The organism is Actinopolyspora xinjiangensis, assembly GCF_900104475.1.
In the GTDB taxonomy this organism is placed as follows: domain Bacteria; phylum Actinomycetota; class Actinomycetes; order Mycobacteriales; family Pseudonocardiaceae; genus Actinopolyspora; species Actinopolyspora xinjiangensis.
Genome location: NZ_FNJR01000009.1, coordinates 129341 through 144711, shown reverse-complemented (window position 1 = coordinate 144711; position 15371 = coordinate 129341). Strand labels below are relative to the sequence as shown.

Annotated in this window: 15 protein-coding genes; 5 read left to right on the top strand and 10 right to left on the bottom strand. The window is 68.7% G+C overall.

All coding sequences use genetic code 11. The features are described 5' to 3' along the window. Positions 1-151 precede the first annotated feature (151 nt). The gene (locus BLQ75_RS14815; protein ID WP_139182996.1) at positions 152-1477 is read left to right on the top strand and encodes a glycosyltransferase family 87 protein; all 1326 of its coding nucleotides are present in this window, start codon (positions 152-154) and stop codon (positions 1475-1477) included. Here BLQ75_RS14815 and BLQ75_RS14810 read toward each other — a convergent pair. Beyond that, a complete protein-coding gene (locus BLQ75_RS14810; protein ID WP_425286461.1) occupies positions 1404-2957 on the bottom strand; it encodes a glycosyltransferase family 87 protein in 1554 nt (517 codons plus the stop codon). The two genes, BLQ75_RS14815 and BLQ75_RS14810, sit on opposite strands and share 74 nt — an antisense overlap. Positions 2958-3286: 329 nt before the next feature. Next, positions 3287-6199: a transglycosylase domain-containing protein gene (locus tag BLQ75_RS14805; RefSeq protein WP_244515590.1), complete on the bottom strand. Its 2913-nt coding sequence runs from the start codon at positions 6197-6199 to the stop codon at positions 3287-3289. A 264-nt stretch (positions 6200-6463) separates the two neighbouring features. Between BLQ75_RS14805 and BLQ75_RS23520 the strand changes: the two genes are divergently transcribed. Beyond that, positions 6464-6604, top strand: a complete 141-nt coding sequence (locus BLQ75_RS23520) for a hypothetical protein (protein WP_170837503.1) — start codon at positions 6464-6466, stop codon at positions 6602-6604. Between the two features lie 316 nt (positions 6605-6920). On the opposite strand, the gene BLQ75_RS14795 is transcribed toward BLQ75_RS23520, so the two are convergent. Next, positions 6921-7331 carry a DUF5318 family protein gene (locus BLQ75_RS14795; RefSeq protein ID WP_092602702.1) on the bottom strand — a complete coding sequence of 137 codons (411 nt, stop codon included), beginning with the start codon at positions 7329-7331 and terminating at the stop codon, positions 6921-6923. A gap of 300 nt (positions 7332-7631) precedes the next feature. Here BLQ75_RS14795 and BLQ75_RS14790 point away from each other — a divergent pair, with 300 nt between their 5' ends. Both BLQ75_RS14790 and BLQ75_RS14785 read left to right on the top strand, forming a co-directional pair. Then, positions 7632-8219, top strand: coding sequence for a PadR family transcriptional regulator (locus BLQ75_RS14790; protein ID WP_043569926.1), 588 nt, complete (start codon positions 7632-7634; stop codon positions 8217-8219). A 21-nt stretch (positions 8220-8240) separates the two neighbouring features. Next, positions 8241-9344: an inositol-3-phosphate synthase gene (locus BLQ75_RS14785; protein WP_092602700.1), complete on the top strand. Its 1104-nt coding sequence runs from the start codon at positions 8241-8243 to the stop codon at positions 9342-9344. 110 nt (positions 9345-9454) lie between these two features. Here BLQ75_RS14785 and BLQ75_RS14780 read toward each other — a convergent pair whose 3' ends face one another. From BLQ75_RS14780 to BLQ75_RS14750, 7 genes are all read right to left on the bottom strand, one after another. Continuing rightward, complete coding sequence (locus tag BLQ75_RS14780; RefSeq protein WP_139182988.1) at positions 9455-10972, bottom strand: hypothetical protein; 1518 nt, start codon at positions 10970-10972, stop codon at positions 9455-9457. A 44-nt stretch (positions 10973-11016) separates the two neighbouring features. Continuing rightward, on the bottom strand, positions 11017-11769 hold the full coding sequence (locus tag BLQ75_RS14775) for a DUF3558 domain-containing protein (RefSeq protein WP_092602696.1): 753 nt from the start codon (positions 11767-11769) through the stop codon (positions 11017-11019). 78 nt (positions 11770-11847) lie between these two features. Further along, on the bottom strand, positions 11848-12390 hold the full coding sequence (locus BLQ75_RS14770; protein WP_092602694.1) for a DUF3558 family protein: 543 nt from the start codon (positions 12388-12390) through the stop codon (positions 11848-11850). Between the two features lies 1 nt (position 12391). Then, the gene (locus BLQ75_RS14765; RefSeq protein ID WP_092602692.1) at positions 12392-12811 is read right to left on the bottom strand and encodes a hypothetical protein; all 420 of its coding nucleotides are present in this window, start codon (positions 12809-12811) and stop codon (positions 12392-12394) included. Positions 12812-12839: 28 nt separating this feature from the next. After that, positions 12840-13616: an ESX secretion-associated protein EspG gene (locus tag BLQ75_RS14760; RefSeq protein ID WP_170837502.1), complete on the bottom strand. Its 777-nt coding sequence runs from the start codon at positions 13614-13616 to the stop codon at positions 12840-12842. Between the two features lie 154 nt (positions 13617-13770). Then, positions 13771-13980 (bottom strand): DUF397 domain-containing protein, encoded by a 210-nt coding sequence (locus tag BLQ75_RS14755; RefSeq protein WP_092602688.1) that lies wholly within the window; start codon positions 13978-13980, stop codon positions 13771-13773. Next, positions 13977-14843, bottom strand: a complete 867-nt coding sequence (locus tag BLQ75_RS14750; protein ID WP_092602686.1) for a helix-turn-helix domain-containing protein — start codon at positions 14841-14843, stop codon at positions 13977-13979. The genes BLQ75_RS14755 and BLQ75_RS14750 overlap by 4 nt, the downstream gene beginning before the upstream one ends. Positions 14844-15109: 266 nt before the next feature. On the opposite strand from BLQ75_RS14750, the gene BLQ75_RS23515 reads away from it, so the two are divergent. Next, complete coding sequence (locus tag BLQ75_RS23515) at positions 15110-15280, top strand: hypothetical protein (protein WP_170837501.1); 171 nt, start codon at positions 15110-15112, stop codon at positions 15278-15280. Positions 15281-15371 lie beyond the last annotated feature (91 nt).

Sequence of the window (15371 nt, the reverse complement as noted above, 5' to 3'; positions counted from 1 at the left end):
ATCGCCACCGCCGCCGGGGCCTCGTGACCGGAAGGACCGCGACCCCGACCCTCATCCGGGAGGGCAAGTGCGCGACCGAGCGGTGACCGGGCGGACGTCCGGGCTGTCCGCGCTGGCCCTGGCCGCGCTGTGCGTGCTGACCGGGCTGACCATGCTGCTCGGCTACGCCAACAAGGCCCGCTGCACCGGCCCGGAGTTCGACGAGTCCGGCGTGTCGGGCCCGGAGCTCGCGCTGCGCAACTTCCGCGACGTCTGCTACTCGGACCTGCAGCACCTGTGGGACGTGCGTGACCTCGACCGCATGGGATTCCCCTACGCCACCGGGGGGATCACCGAGGACGGCGGGCTGTACGGCGACGTCGTCGAGTACCCGGTACTGCTGGGAGTGCTGATCTGGCTGGGTTCGCTGTTCGTGCGGACCGACGCCGGGTTCCTGGTGGCCTCCGCGCTGTTGCTGGCGCCGTTCGGGCTGCTCACCGCGTGGTGGTTGGGAAAGCTGAGCCGCTGGCGGGCGCTGTGGTGGGCGCTCGGCCCACCGCTGGTGCTCTACTCCTTCCACAACTGGGACCTGGCCGCCGTGGCGTGCTCGGTGGGGGCGGTCTACGCCGTCCACCGCGGCCGGGCCACCGGACCGCGACGCCCAGCGCTGCAGGCTGCCGTGCTGCTGGGCATCGGCGCCGCCTGCAAGCTCTACCCCGCGATGTTCGCGCTGCCGCTGGTGCTGTACGTGCTCACCGGCGGCACTGCCGGTGTCCGTGACGCTGCCGGTTCCCACGATTCCGGCACGCGCGGTGGCCGGTTCGACGTGCGCGGCGCGCTCGCGGTCCTCGCCACCACCCTGGGCACGTTCGTGCTGGTCAACCTGCCCTTCGCCCTCATCGGCCCCGAGGGATGGGCCGCCTCGTTCCGGTTCCAGCTGCGACGTTCGGTGGACGTGACCACCAACTCGGTCTGGTACTGGGGACTGCGCCCCGCGCTGGAGCAGGACCGGTTCGAGGCCCTGGTCGGTGTGCTCTCCCCGGTCCTGGTGCTCGGCTCGTTCGTGCTGGCCTGCGCGGTGGGACTGCGTCACCGCGCCCGAAGCGGGACGTTTCCGTGGGTGGCGGTCTCGGCCGCGATGCTGTGCGGCTTCCTGCTGCTGCACAAGGTGCACTCCCCGCAGTTCGCCCTCTGGCTGCTGCCGTTCCTCGTGCTCGTGCCGGTGCGCTCCGGGTGGCTGGTGGCCTACCTGCTGGCCGACCTCGCCATGGGGGTGGGGTTCTTCCGCTGGATGTACCTGATCAACACCGACCAGCCCTACACCGTGTACCAGTCGCTGGCGGCGCAGGCCGTGATGATCGGAGTGTGGGGCAGGGCCGCGCTGCTGGTCGGGCTCTTCGTTGCCTTCCTCGGGGCGTCCGGGTTCAGGTTCCCCGGAAGCTCGCCCGCGCCGGAGACCGCCCCTCAGCGGGAACGGGGGCGAACCGCCGGGGGATAGGCAGCACGAACCGGTCGGAGGCGTTGTCCAGGAACCCGCCATGCGGATCGGCGTTGGGCCTGCGGCGTACCCTGTCCAGCTCCGGACGCAGCATCTCCCGCACGATCAGCGCGCAGATCAGCACGACCACCGCGTCGCGGACCACGACCGCGCCCAGGAACCAGCCCTCGGGCAGTCCCTTGTTGGACGTGCCGAGGAAGTAGTACATCCGAGGCGCCCAGACCGCCGCGTCGATCAGCATCCAGGTCACCAGCAGCCGCCAGCGCGGGATCGCCAGCACGGCCAGCGGCACCAGCCACAACGAGTACTGCGGGCTCCACACCTTGTTGGTCAGCAGGAACACCGCCACCACCAGGAAGCACAGCTGGGCCAGCCTGGGCCGCACCGGCGCGGACAGCGCCAGCACCCCGATCGCCGCGCAGCCGAGCAGCAACAGCACGAAGCTCACCGTGTTCAGCACCGACGGGCTCTCCTGCGGCCCGAGCGGACCGTCGAAGCCCGGCCAGTCGCTGAAGTACATGACCACGTTGTACAGCGAGTCCGGATCGGCGGGGCGGGTGCTGTTCAGCCTGAAGAACTCCCACCAGCCGCGCGGGTACAGCAACATGATCGGCAGGTTCACCGCCAGCCACGCGCCCAGCGTGGCCAGCAGCGTCCGAACCCCCTCCCGGATTCGGCCGGAACGCAGGCACAGCACCAGGATCGGGCCGATGAACAGCAGCGGGTACAGCTTGGTCGCCGCGCCGAGCCCGAGCAGCACTCCCGCCAGCGTCTCCCGCTTGCGCGCCCAGGCGAGCAGTCCGGTGGTGGCCAACGCCGTCGCCAGCGCGTCGAAGTTGGTGAAGGCGTGCACGAACACCAGCGGCGCGGTGGCGGCCAGCGCCGCGTCCCACGCCCGGAACTTGCACAACCGGTACAGCGCCCAGACGGTCACCAGCCAGGCCGCGGACAGCCAGAACGCGCTGATCTCGAAGTAGACCGCACCCTCCACAGTGGCGGGAAGCAGCCCCTGGGAGGCCAGCGCCATCCAGCCGTCGGTGAGCTTCGCGTTGGCCCACTGGAACAACCCGGTCAGCACCGGGTACTCCATGTAGCGGACCTGCTCGTAGCGAGTGCCCGGGTTGTCCACCCAGGAGGTCTTGTACGGGAAGGCCCCGTCGGGCGCCAGGTCACCGGCGCCGTAGCGCGGGATCAGGTCGGTGTAGCACAGCGCGGTGTACTGCCGGTGGTCGCGCCAGTCCAGCCTGGGACCGTCGGTGGTCTCGTAGGTCTGCGCGCAGGGAGCCTTGAACAGCCAGGCGGCGGCCAGCAGCAGCACCGCCAGCAGCAGGATCACCCGCAGCGGCGTCCAGAACCACTGCCTGCCCACCTGGGCGTGCCTGCCCAGCGGCCCGCCGAACGGCGCGCTCAGCCGGATCGCCAGCGGCTCCGTCCAGGTGGGGGCGACGCGACGCGCCCTCCCCAACGAGGCGTTGTCCACCCGCGCCGGCGGCGCGTCCTCCGGTTCCCCGGCCTCGGTTCCGGCGGGTGCCCCGGCCTGGACGTGCGAGCGCCCGCCACGGTTCTCCTCGGAAGAGGCGCGCTCGCTTCCCGCTCGTTCGGGCTGATCCGGCTCGGACACGGTTCGCATGTTACGGAGCTCCGACGACGCGGAGCGCGGCCGGTTCCACGAACCGACCGCGCTCCCGGCGTGGTTTCGGCCTCCCGACAGTAGCGGGACTCCGCCGGGCGGAACCGCCCGTCGGCTTCAGCTCCTCCGGTCCTCCGCTCGGGTGACCGGATCAGCTTCGGGAGGACACTGGGAGGTGACTACCCCGAATCGGGGCGCCTGGCCCCTTCGTTGTCCTGCGCGTTGACCTCGTCGTCGTTCCCGTTGCCGTCGCCGTTTCCGTCACCCGGGCCGTCACCGTCACCCGATCCGTCGCCGTTGCCCTCGCAGTCCGAGAACCAGGGGTTGTCCTGGCAGTCCTCGTTCGGCTCCGAGGTCTCCGACCACCCGCTCGACGGCGGGGTGGAGCTGGAATCGGATTCCGGTTCGCTGGACTCCGGCTCGCTGGACGGCGGAGTGCTCGACTCCTCAGTCTCCTCCTTCGGCTCCTCCGAACTCGGCGGTGGCGGCACGCTGAACTGCCCGATGGGGTCCGGTTCCTGGAACCGCTCGACCGGCTTGCCCGCCAGATAGGCGTTCATGAACTTCTGCCAGATCTCACCGGGCTCGTTGGCGCCGTAGATGTCGCTGCCCGACGCGTCGGTCAGCGGTTGCTTCGAGGTGGTGGACTTGTTGAGCACGACCGCCGTGGAGATCTGCGGCGTGTAGCCCACGTACGAGGCGGTCTCGTTGTGGGAGGTGTTGTTGAACTGGTGGGTGCCGCTCTTGGAGGCCACCGGCCGGTCGCCGGTGAGGTCGAGCCCGTATCCCTCGGCCACGTCCCGCATGCTCTCGGTGACGTTGGCCGCGATGTTGGCACTGCGGGTGGAGCTCTCGTCGAAGGCCGTCTCGGTCTCGGGGGAGAAGTCCTCCTTGACCTCGCCGTCGTTGTCCACGATCTTGTCGACCAGGAACGGCTCGGCCCGCTCCCCGTCGGCCAGCCCGCCGTAGCCGTTGGCCAGGCTCAGCGTGCTCACCGGGAACCGGCCCAGCGCGATGCCGAGGTCCGGGTTGCCCGTCCTCGCGTCGGCGAGCACCGGCTTGGTCTCACCGTCGTCGGTGACCTTCTCGCGCGGGATGCCGGCCTCGTAGGCGGTCTCGGCCACGCTCTGCGGACCGAACTTGTTGGCCATGTTCACGAACGCGGTGTTGACCGATTCCTCGGTGGCCTCGCGCACCCCGCAGCGTTTCGGGTGGGTGCACCGGACACCGCCCGCGTTGCCGAACTCGGTGCCGCCGATGGTCTGGTCGTCCGAACCGTCGTAGGTCTCCCCGATGCCGTGGCCCTGCTTCAGGCCGGTCGCGGTGACGAACGGCTTGAACGAGGAGCCCACGGGTTGGCGCTGTTTGACCCAGTCGTAGCCCTTGTTGCCGGGGTAGTAGGCCCGTACCGCACCGCTCTTGGGATCCACCGCGGCGAGGGCGGGGTTGATCTCTTCGGGCTGGTCGGCCATCACCTGCCGCACCGCCTCCTGGGCCGCCTGCTGGGCCTGCTTGTCCAGCGTGGTGACCACCTGAAGACCCTGGCTGGTCATGTCGTCCTTGGTGTAGCCGCGTTCCTCCAGCTCTTCGACGATGCGCTGCTGGATGTGGATCTGCGCGGTGGTGGTCTTCGTCTTCCACGCGAACATCGGCCTGGTCTGCGGCATCTCCAGGCTCTCGTACTCCCGCTGGCTGAGCCAGCCGTTGTCCCGCATCTGGCCGGTCACGTACTCCCAGCGCTTCTCGGCCCGCTTGGCGTCCACCCGGGGATCGTTGCCCCTGGGCAGCTGCACCATCCCGGCCAGCAGGGCCGACTCGGAGGCGTTGAGCTCGCTCGGGTCCTTGCCGAAGTAGGCCTCGGCCGCGTTGTCGATGCCGTAGGCGTCCCTGCCGTAGTAGGCGGTGTTCAGGTATGCCTTGAAGATCGTGGTCTTGTCGTACTGGTTGGTCAGCTTGAACGCCCGCACGATCTCGGTGAACTTGCGCTTGATGGTGTGGGCGTCGCGGCCGGTACTCAGCTTGATGTACTGCTGCGTCATGGTCGAGCCGCCGCCCTGCCCGCCGGAGAGCTGGTTGTAGACGGCGCGGCCGATGCCGGACACCGAGAAGCCCGGGTTGCTGTAGAAGTCCGCGTCCTCGGCCGCCATGGTGGCGTGCCGCATGTCTTCCGGGACCTCGCTGAGGTCGTCGATGAGCACGCGTTCCTGCCCCTCGTCCGGCGAGAACTTGTTCAGCAGGCTGCCGTCGGAGTACTTGACCACCAAGCTGGTGTTGTAGTTCTTGGCGACCTTCGACGGCGGGATGATGTCGAAGGTGAAGTAACACCAGGCGAACACCGCGCCCGGAACCAGGATCGCCAGCGCGGCGGCGACGTAGCAGGTACGCCGCAGACCGCGCCAGATCCTGCGTCTGCCGCGCTTCTTCCTGGCCAGGGCCGTCATATCGTCGTCATCCGGGTCGTCGGGATAGTCGAGTTCGTCGTCGAACCGGTCCTCGAAGTCGTCGTGGTCATCGTCGGGGTAGGGGTCCGCGTCCGAGTAGTAGCTGTAACCGCCCTGCGAGGCACGGTGCGTGATCAGCCCCGGGTCGTTGTCCAGCGGAGCTTCCGGCTCGGCGCGGGTGGCCTCGAACTCGGACGGCCGCTCCGGTGGTTCGGAGCGGGCCGACCGCGTGGTCTCGGGCTCCTCGTCCCGGCTCGCGCCCTCCCGCGGATTCCCGTTCGTTCCCGCCGGATCCGGCCCGGACCCAGCGGCGCCCGCGGCGGCACCGGCGGCTCCGGCTGTCGGGCCACCGGTCGGCCGATGTTGCCGGGTCCGCTCGTCGGGGGGTGTGTTCGCGCCGCTCACGGAGGCGATGTGCTCGGTCGGTGCCTCACCGGGGCCGTTGGGGGGCTGCCCCGCGCCGGGAGGCTGTGCGGGCGGAGGGCCCTGCGGTGCTCCCGGCGGCGGGGTCTTCCTGGTCGGAACGTCGTCGGGGCTCCCGCCGGGCGGAGGTGGCCCGGCGTTGCCCGGTGGTGGCGCGGGAGGGCCGGCGGGTGGTCTGCCCGAGGCGTCACGCGGTGTTCCCGAGTCGTCCACAGCCGGTTGCCGCACCGTCGCGTCGGGATCCCGCGGGTGTTGCGGACCGCCCTGTGGGAAGCCGGGAGGTTGCTGCGCGCCGCCGGGCCACTGCGTCGTGGCGTCCTCACCCGGCCACGTCGGACCGCGCTGCGAGGAGGGCTCCGGCGCCGGGGGTTGCCCAGCGGGAGCGCCGCGCGGTGGACCGGCGGGAGGCGTTGGAGGCTGCCCCTGGGCAGGCCCTCCTTGCGGGGGGTGCGGTGGTTGTCCGGGTGCGGGCCCGTTCGGTAACTGTCCCCCTTGGGGGCCCTGCTGTCCCGGATGCGGCTGTGCCGAGGGGGGCGGTCCGCCCTGCGGCGCGGGGGGCTGTGCGCCCTGCTGGCCACCGGGCCACCGGTGCTGCGGTGGTTGCCCCCGAGGCGGTTGCTGCGGTGCCTGTGAGGACTGCGGTGCCTGGGGGGGCTGCGGCGGCGGTGCGCCGCCGTGCTCCGGTGGCGGAGCCGGGCGGTTCTCCCTGGGGGGCTCGTTGCCGTGCCCGGCCCGTTCCCCCTGCTGCTCACTGTGGGGCGGCCGGCCGGGGTGCCGTCCGCGCTCCGGTTCCCGGTCCCCGGCAGCCGGTTGTTCCCGGCCGTCGTCGGACCGGTCGTCACGCTCGTCACTCACGAGAAGTCGTCCTCCGGGACAGGCGTCAGCGGACGCCGTGCGATGCGTTCACGTCTGCGGGTGCCACTCGTCCGCTACCGATGATGCTGGGCGCTCATTCGGCAGCGGTCCTGCGTCCCCGACCGCGGCCGTGGTGGCCCCCGGTCCCGAGGACGTATGACTGCACCAGGTGGTTCCAGTTACATGTACGGCAAACCTCGACGACGAACACGTTGAACTCTTCGAACATGGTGGCCATACGCGCCAGTTCCGCGTTGCTCCGGGCCGAGTTGTCGGCGTGTTTGAGCTGCTCGCCGAACACCCACGAGACGTAGGTCACCCGCTCCTTGCGGCACACCGGGCAGATCACGTCACTGGGCTCGCCGTGGAACTTGGCGGCCTGCAGCAGATACGGGCCCGCGTCGCAGACATCCGTCACCCTCACCCGGCCAGCGTGGAGTCGCGCGAGCAGCGACCGACGCCGCAACGCGTAATCCACCACTTGCCGTTGGGTCCGCACGCCCACAGCGTACGTGCCCTGTGCCCGAGCTCCATGGGCCGTTCGGGGCAGAGCCGGGGCGCGACCCCCTTCGAATCGGGGGTGGTGATCGCGCGATCAGGTCCGCGAGCTGCTGAAAAGCTCGGGGACGGAGCTCGGGTGCTCCGGCTCACGGACCGCCGTCGACGGCGACGCCGTGCCCCGCCGTCGAGCGCGCACCGCACGCCCTCGCCCGGCCCGATGAGGACTTCGAATCCCGATGTATCGGGACGATATAATCAACACCGGGTGCTGCTCGACTGGGCTTCGTCCGCGGGAGGAGGGCCGATGCTCGAACTCGCGGTGCTGGGACTGCTGCACGAAGCGCCGATGCACGGTTACGAGCTGCGCAAGCGGCTCCAGGAGATCCGTGCGTTCTCCTGCGGAACGGTCTACCCGACGTTGCGGCGGATGCGGCGGTCGGGGCTGATCGAGGAAACCCAGGACGAGCAGGACGCGCGGCGGTCACGGCGAGCTCGGCGTGTCTACCGGCTCACCGAGCGGGGAAGGGACCGCTTCGTCGAGCTGGTCGAGGACTGCGGGCCACGAGCGTGCCAGGACGAGGCGTTCGACGTGCGGCTGGCTTTCTTCGCGCGGACCCCGGCGCCGATCCGGATGCGGATTCTGGAGAGCCGCCGTCGGCGCGTGGAGCAGCGCCGGGAAGGACAGCGGGCGATCCTGGCCAGAGCCGACGAGCAGTGCGACCGGTACACGGCGCAGCTGCACCGCCTGGGCCTGGATCACAGCGAACTGGAGGTTCGCTGGCTGGACGAACTGATCGCGCACGAGCGGGCCGAGCAGGGTGCCGGTCGGCCCGAGACCGCGGGTGATCGGCTCGCCCGGGGCTTGGACAGGGACACGACGAACGGGACATGACCGAGAAGGAGGCCGGCGACCATGGGCGGAGATCGTCACGACGAGGCGACGACCGGCAAGGTCCGAGTGGCGATCGTCGGTGTGGGCAACTGCGCCGCGTCGCTGGTACAGGGTGTGCAGTACTACGGGCAGATGGACCCGAGCGGTCGGGTCCCCGGCCTGATGCACGTGGACTTCGGGGGTTACCATGTCGGTGACCTGGAGTTCGTCGCAGCGTTCGACGTCGACGCGAAGAAGGTCGGCCGCGACCTGTCCGAGGCCGTGGTTGCGAGCCAGAACAACACGATGAAGATCGCCGACGTCCCGCCGCTGGGCGTGTCGGTGCAGCGCGGCCACACGCTGGACGGGCTGGGCCAGTTCTACTCCGAGACCATCGAGGAGTCCGAGGAGCAGCCCGTCGACATCGTCGAAGCGCTGCGCGAGTCCCGGGCCGACGTGCTGGTTTCCTACCTGCCGGTGGGCTCGGAGGAAGCCGACAAGTTCTACGCGCGGGCCGCGCTGCGGGCCGGTGTGGCGTTCGTCAACGCGCTGCCGGTGTTCATCGCCTCCGACCCCGAATGGGCGCGCGAGTTCACCGAGGCCGGGGTGCCGATCGTGGGCGACGACATCAAGTCCCAGGTGGGGGCGACGATCACCCACCGGGTGCTCACCAAGCTGTTCGAGGACCGCGGCGTGCACCTGGACCGCACGATGCAGCTCAACGTCGGCGGCAACATGGACTTCCTCAACATGAAGGAACTCGACAGGCTCGAGTCCAAGAAGACGTCCAAGACGAACTCGGTCACCTCGCAGGTACGGCGTGACATGGGTGACCGCAACGTGCACATCGGTCCTTCGGACTACGTCCCCTGGCTGGACGACCGCAAGTGGGCCTACATCCGGCTGGAGGGGCGTGCCTTCGGAGACGCTCCGGTCAACCTGGAGTACAAGCTGGAGGTGTGGGACTCGCCGAACTCGGCGGGCATCATCATCGACGCCATCCGGGCGGCCAAGATCGCGGCCGACCGCGGGATCGGCGGTCCGGTGCTGTCTGCCTCGTCCTACTTCATGAAGTCCCCGCCGGAGCAGTACTCCGACTCGGAAGCCTACGAGGCGGTGGAGTCCTTCATCGCCGGGGAGAGCTGAGTCCGGCGCTCGGCTTCGCGCCACGGCGGCGCACCGCCCGTTCCGGTGGGCGCGGCCGTGGCGTGGCCGTGGCGCGGCGGTCTCCCGTGAAACCGCCGCGCCGGGGACGGTCACTCACCGATGACCGGAGGTGCCGTGGGCGGCATGTCGCCGAGGAAGATGTCGTAGGGATCCTCCCCGGCCTCGTACTTGCGCTCGTGCTCTCCGTCCTCGTCACCACCGCCGGAGCCGCCACGTCCCGGTGCCGCGGCGGCGCCGTGGCCGGCCGGGTTGCCCTGGCCACCGAACCCCCGTCCGTGTCCCCCCGGGTCGTATCCGGCGGAACCACGTCCGTAACCACCGGTTCCGTAGCCGCCCGAGCCGCGACCGCCACCGGTGCCGCCGCTCACACCGCCGAGGAACTCACCGGAACCGCCGCCCGATCCGGGAACACCGCCGCCCCGTGGAGCCGATACGGCCCCGGGGGAGGTGCCTCCGGCCGCGCTCGGCTCGGGGCCGTAACCCGTGGAGCCGGTGCTCGCCGGGACGTTCCCGTGCTCAGAAGGCGTGCGCCGCCCGTCCTCACCGCGGGTGGAGTCATCGGGGGAACCCGTCTTTCCGCCGGAGTCCTCGGCATCCTCTCCATCGGGCCAGGAGGGGTCGGGCCAGGAGGTGTCGTGCCTGTGGCGCCTGCCGGGCCGGGGGCGGTCGTCCTCGGAATCGGAGCCGTCGGGGCGGGGATCCTCCTCTTCGGAGTCGCGCCGATGGCCGTCGGAATCCGAACCGCCGCCGCGTCCTCCTGATCGGTCTCCGTCGTCCTCGGTCCCCATGCCACCCGTAGGCCCCGCCGTACCGGTCTCCGCCGCGGCGCCGCCACCCGAACCGAACAGTGGAGGTCGGGGAAAACGCGGCGAACTCGCGGCGGTTTCGTCCAACGCCTCGTCGTAGTTGCGTACCACCCGCGCGGCTTCCCGCTGAGCCTCCTGCTGTTCGGCGTACTTGTCCCGCATCGCCTGTGCCTGTTCGGCATAGGCGGCCGGATCCGTGACGCTGTTGAGCCGCTCGGCCGCTTCTCGGGGGTCGAAGTGCACCACCTCGGGCATGGAGTTCTTCGCGGTGGCGGCCGCATCGGACTGCATGACGACGTTGCGGGCGGCCAACTGGGCGTTGGTCCCCACCTCACCGGCCCAGCGGCCCACTTCCGCCGCGAACCTCCTGGCGGCGTCACCCGCCTCCCCCTGCCAGCCGTCGCTGCGGTCGATCGCCTGGGCTATCTCCTCGTTGAACTCCACCAGCCCGTTGCCGAGCTCCAGCCAGATGGTTTCCAGCTCCCCGACGGTGCCGGGCTCCACGCCCTGGGTGACCATCCGGTAGAGCCTCTCGTGCGGTACTCCCTCGTAATCGACAGCCGGTCCGGCCGGTGCCTCGCGCAGGCCCGCGCCCTGCTCCGCCATACGTCTGGCGTCCGATCTGACCTGCCTGTCGGTGCCGGACGTGGCTTGGATCGTGCCGGTGGCCATTGTGATCAGCCTGCTCAGCAGGTCGTCACCGGAGTGACGCTCCGTGGCACGGGTGTACTCCTGCCGGTAGATCTCCTCGGAATTCGCTGCCTGCTCGTAGTCTCCCGCGTTGACGTCGTAATCGTTCAAGGCGTTCTCCAAAAGACCGCGCTGCGAGTCCGTCGTTTTCCACTCTAGGAGTTGGAAAGGTTTCCGGTGACCATTTTCGCGATTCGATCGCCCAATTTTTCCGTAGCGGTGTCGTCGCCCAGGACCGTGGACTGCACGTCCACTCGCGAGTTTTCAGTGACAGCGATTCCGATCAGGCAGTTGCCGTACTCGCACTGGATCTTCGAATCGTGTCCGGCGACCCGGGTTCTCTCGGCCTCACCGGTCATACCGCTGAAGGAGTTCAGCCCCTTGTCCTCGTGTATCACGATCAGCGCGCTGGTGCTGGGGCCGCTACCCTTCGGGGGGTTGAATTCACAGCTGCGGCTCTTGCCTTCCTCCTTGTTGGCTGTGGCCCTCGGTAACCCCAGTTCGTCGCGTTGCGCGGGGGTCAACAGTGCGCACGGATCCATGTCCGCCAGCGTCGCCTCGGGCCGTTTCCCCGCAGTGTCGGAGCCGTCGCCTCCCCCTGGGGAGGGTGCGGCGCTACCGTTGCCCGTCCCCGTGCCACCGGAGTCATCGGTCTCGTCCGAGCCACCACCGCCCTCGTGGGAGGGGGTGTTCGGCCGCGGGGTCGCCGAAGACGTGGTGTCGGAGCCGTTTCTCTCCGATTCGGTCCCGGAGGATGCCTCGGACGATGCGGTGACGGAGGAAGTGGGCGACCGCTGGGGCGAACCGGTTTCGTCACCGCCGCAACCCGCGGTGGTCAGCAGTGCGAGTGCGGCCAGTGGTGCGACGATGCTTCTGACGGTGTCGGCCTTCGAGTTGTGCTGCGTCATGATCCCGTGAGCCTATAACCATCGCCGTCCACCCGGAACCGTCCGTTGTGCGTGATCGGTGGTGCCACCTCGCGCTCGTCACTGTCGTGGGAGGTTTCCGATCACCATTCTGGCCACATTGGTGGCCAGGTTTCTGTTCTGGCTCTCTCTTCCTATTATGCTCCCTTGTACGTCGACTCGTGAATTTTCGTCCACTGATATTCCGATCAGGCAGTTTCCGTACTTGCACGCTATCTTGACGTTGCGTCCCGATATGGTGTCGTCGACCGGTTTCCCGTTGCTGTCGGTGAAATCGGAAAGACTCTGCTCGGTTCGGATGCTCGTTCCCACCGTCACGATTTCGGATGCTTCCGCCGGGGTTTGGAAGTCGCAGGATCTCGTAGGTCCCGAGGTGTCTTTCCCCGCTACTCTCACACCCAGTTCTTCTTGTTGTTTCTTGCTTAGGAGTGAACACGGATCGGTTTCTTCCAGTTCGTTTTCCGTCGGGGAGTCGCGGGATGTGGAGCTCTGTGGTGTGGACTCGCTTCCGAGGTTGTCGACTCCTTGGTCCTGTGATGTATAGCCGCACCCTCCGATGAGCAGCGCCGCGGTGACCAACGAGATCGCTGTTGTTTTTCTCATTTTATTTCTCGTGGGTGTTTTCGGTGAGTCGGTCGAGTCTCGCTGCTTGATCGTCGTCGACGTCCTGGTAGTTTTCCATCGATTCCTTGACGGCTTCGATCGTTTCCTCGATCACTTGCATGAAATTTTCCCAGTGCGAGTTTATTCCGTCGTTCAGGTCTGTCGCCAGAGACGCGAAGAAAGGTTTGAACGTGTTCGCTCCCGGTGAGGATCCCAACGGTGGTTCCTGGCCGAGTCTCGTCAAATTCAGACGGATACGTGCTGCCCAGTTGAGACGTTTCTGAAGTACCGTCACGAGCGCCCGGCCGCTCTCGGGGTCGGCCGCGAATCTCCCCGCGGCCGCGGCCGCGCGCATGTTGGCGGCCGCGAGCAGGAAACCGCTCATGGCGATCGTTCCGGAGTCCGAATCCGGAGACGTCATGTTCTCTCCTTTCCGCGGAAAGAGCTGTTCACCGCCGTGGTCCGCCCGTTGTCAGGTGGTCCCGCAGCAGTCGTCCCAGCTCCGAGTTGTCCACGGGAGTGAAGGTGGTCCTGTTGTGGTCACACACCGGTTCGTCGCGGACGGCGTAGCAGCCGAGTTCGGTGTCCACCCAGGACAGCGCTGGTAGGTCTCGCGGACCGCCGGACGGGCCGGTGACGCGGGGAGCGAAGTGCCCGGAACCGTTGCGCCGCGCCGCGAACACCCGCGCCACGTCCCGCATGTCCGACGAATCACGTGCCGCCCGCCCGTTGTGCAGCAGCACCGGTTCGGCCCCCTCGTCCGCCCCCGGTTCGTTCGAGGCCGCACGTGTCGTGCTCACCGCGTTTCCCGCGGCGGGGCGCATCACCGGGAGCATTCCAGCCAGCCGGAAGTGCCAGTCCTCGGCGGAAAGCCAGGTGAACTCCACGGTGTCGCCGAGCTGTTCGGCCAGCACGACTCGGTCTCCGCCGCTGACCGCACGGGCGAGCCACTCGCCCCGGCTGTCGTTGGCCAGGATCCCGACGGCCACCTCGGGCTCGCCCAGCAGCAGGACGGCTTCCCGTACCTCGTCCTTGAGGCGGTGCTCGTCCGCCAAGCCGTTGGACACCAACTCCTCGTGTGCCCGTTCCGCGACGTGCGGCGTGGCGACCCGGTCCCCGCCCGGATACGGCAGCTGCAGGGGATAACCTCGTACCGGTACTCCGAGCAGGCGCCCCAGCAGTTCCAGCGTCAGCCCGCGAATGGTGAAACCGGTCCGCTCGGTCACAGTGCCCCCAGAATTGGTCGAGGCCGAATTCTGAAGTGATATTCTAGTGAGCGAGCGGTCATGACAGAACCGAAACACCGAATCGTGTGGAAAGATCGCTCGAACAGAGCAAGACGGTTCGACTCCGTGTCGGTGAAGTACTGGCCCGAAAGGTTCAGTGGTCGAACCTGCCGTCCTTGAGTGCTCCCAGAAAGGTGCCGAACCGGGCGCGTTCGAACATCAGCACCGGTCCGGCCCCACCGAAGTTGTCGTTTCGCAGCCAGACGGCACCGCTGCGCGGTGCCACCTCGACACACTGCCCCTGGGTGGCGCTGTAGCTGGACTTGCGCCACTTCGCGTTCCCCGCCTTCCGCTGTGCGTTCAACGGATGAGCTCCTCTCTCGCCTGTCGGAGCAGCCTTCGTGACTCGCTCTCCTCCAGGGACCGCGCGAGGAGGTGTTCCATGACGCCGATGTACTCGTCTATTTCGTCGGCGTCCTCGTAGTACCTTCCGCCCAGCCGGTCCTCCAGGTAGACCACTCCCGGATCACCGGGGATGGCGAAGTCCATCAGCGTGAAGGGGCCGTGCAGCGCGGGGTGCACGCCGACGTCCGCGCCGAGGATTCGCACCGTGATGTTGCTCCTCGCCGACATGTCCAGCAGGTGGTCGAACTGCTCCCGCATGATCCGCGCGTCGCCGATCCGCCTGCGCAGCACCGACTCGTCGATGACGGTCGTCAGTTCGAGGGGAGTGCCCTGCCGGGCCAGGACCTGTTGTCTGGCCAGCCTGAGCTCGGTCCTGCGGCGTGCCTCCTCCTCGGAGAGGTCGTCGTCGTGCCCCCGCATCAGGGCTCCGGCGTACTCGGGGGTCTGCAACAGCCCCGGGAAGATCATCGCCTCGTAGGAGCGGATGCTGTGCGCTCCCTGTTCGAGACCGAGGTAGATGTCGAACCCCCGGGGGACCTCGGCCAGTCGAGCGAGATCGGAAGCGTGCGGGACGTCCTTGAGCATGGCGATGACGTCTCGGAACTCCTCGACGCGCTCGGCGGCTCCGTAGTAGGGCAGCAGCACCTCCACGTCCGCGGGGCGGGGGAGGTTGCGCATCGACTCGAAGTGGTTGATGCGCACCCGGGAGCAGCCGAGCTTCTCCGCCGCCTCCTGCTGGGTGATATCGGCGGTCTTGCGCATCCGCTGCAGCTCGAAGGCGATCATTCGGCGGTACACGGCGGGGCTGAGCAGTCGTGTCATGTGATCACTGTCGCTGAGTCGCCGTCACCGCTTCAGCCGGGTCGGGGGGCGAGCCGCCGCCGGATGGTGCTCCGGGCCGGAGCCTCGTGCGGCTCCGGGGTGCCCGAGCGGATTGCGGGCCGACGCCCTCGGCTCGGCCGGTGAGGGAAGAGCCAGGGTTTTCGCTTCACTCGGTAGGGGAAAAGCGTGCCGAACAGGAGCGCACGAACGAGTGAGGAGCAGCGAGGGGGATTGCCAGTTACTGTAACTCAGTTACTGTTACTGCCGTGTGGCAACCGGATGCGGTGTTCTGGGACGTGCTGCGGGCCGTGCTGGTCGCGGCGACCGTGCTGAGCTGGCCGTTGCTCTGCGTGCTGCTCGGGCGGCTCGTGGGCGAGCGGCGGGTGGTCCCGGGCGTGCGAGTGGAGGGCGAGTCCTTGGAGTCCGAACGGCGATGAACCGTTCCCGTACCGGGCCAGGCGGGCAGCGGGGGACGGGGTGCGGTGTCGCGAGCGCCGGCGGAGCCATCCGCTCGACGGGCGCACCGGC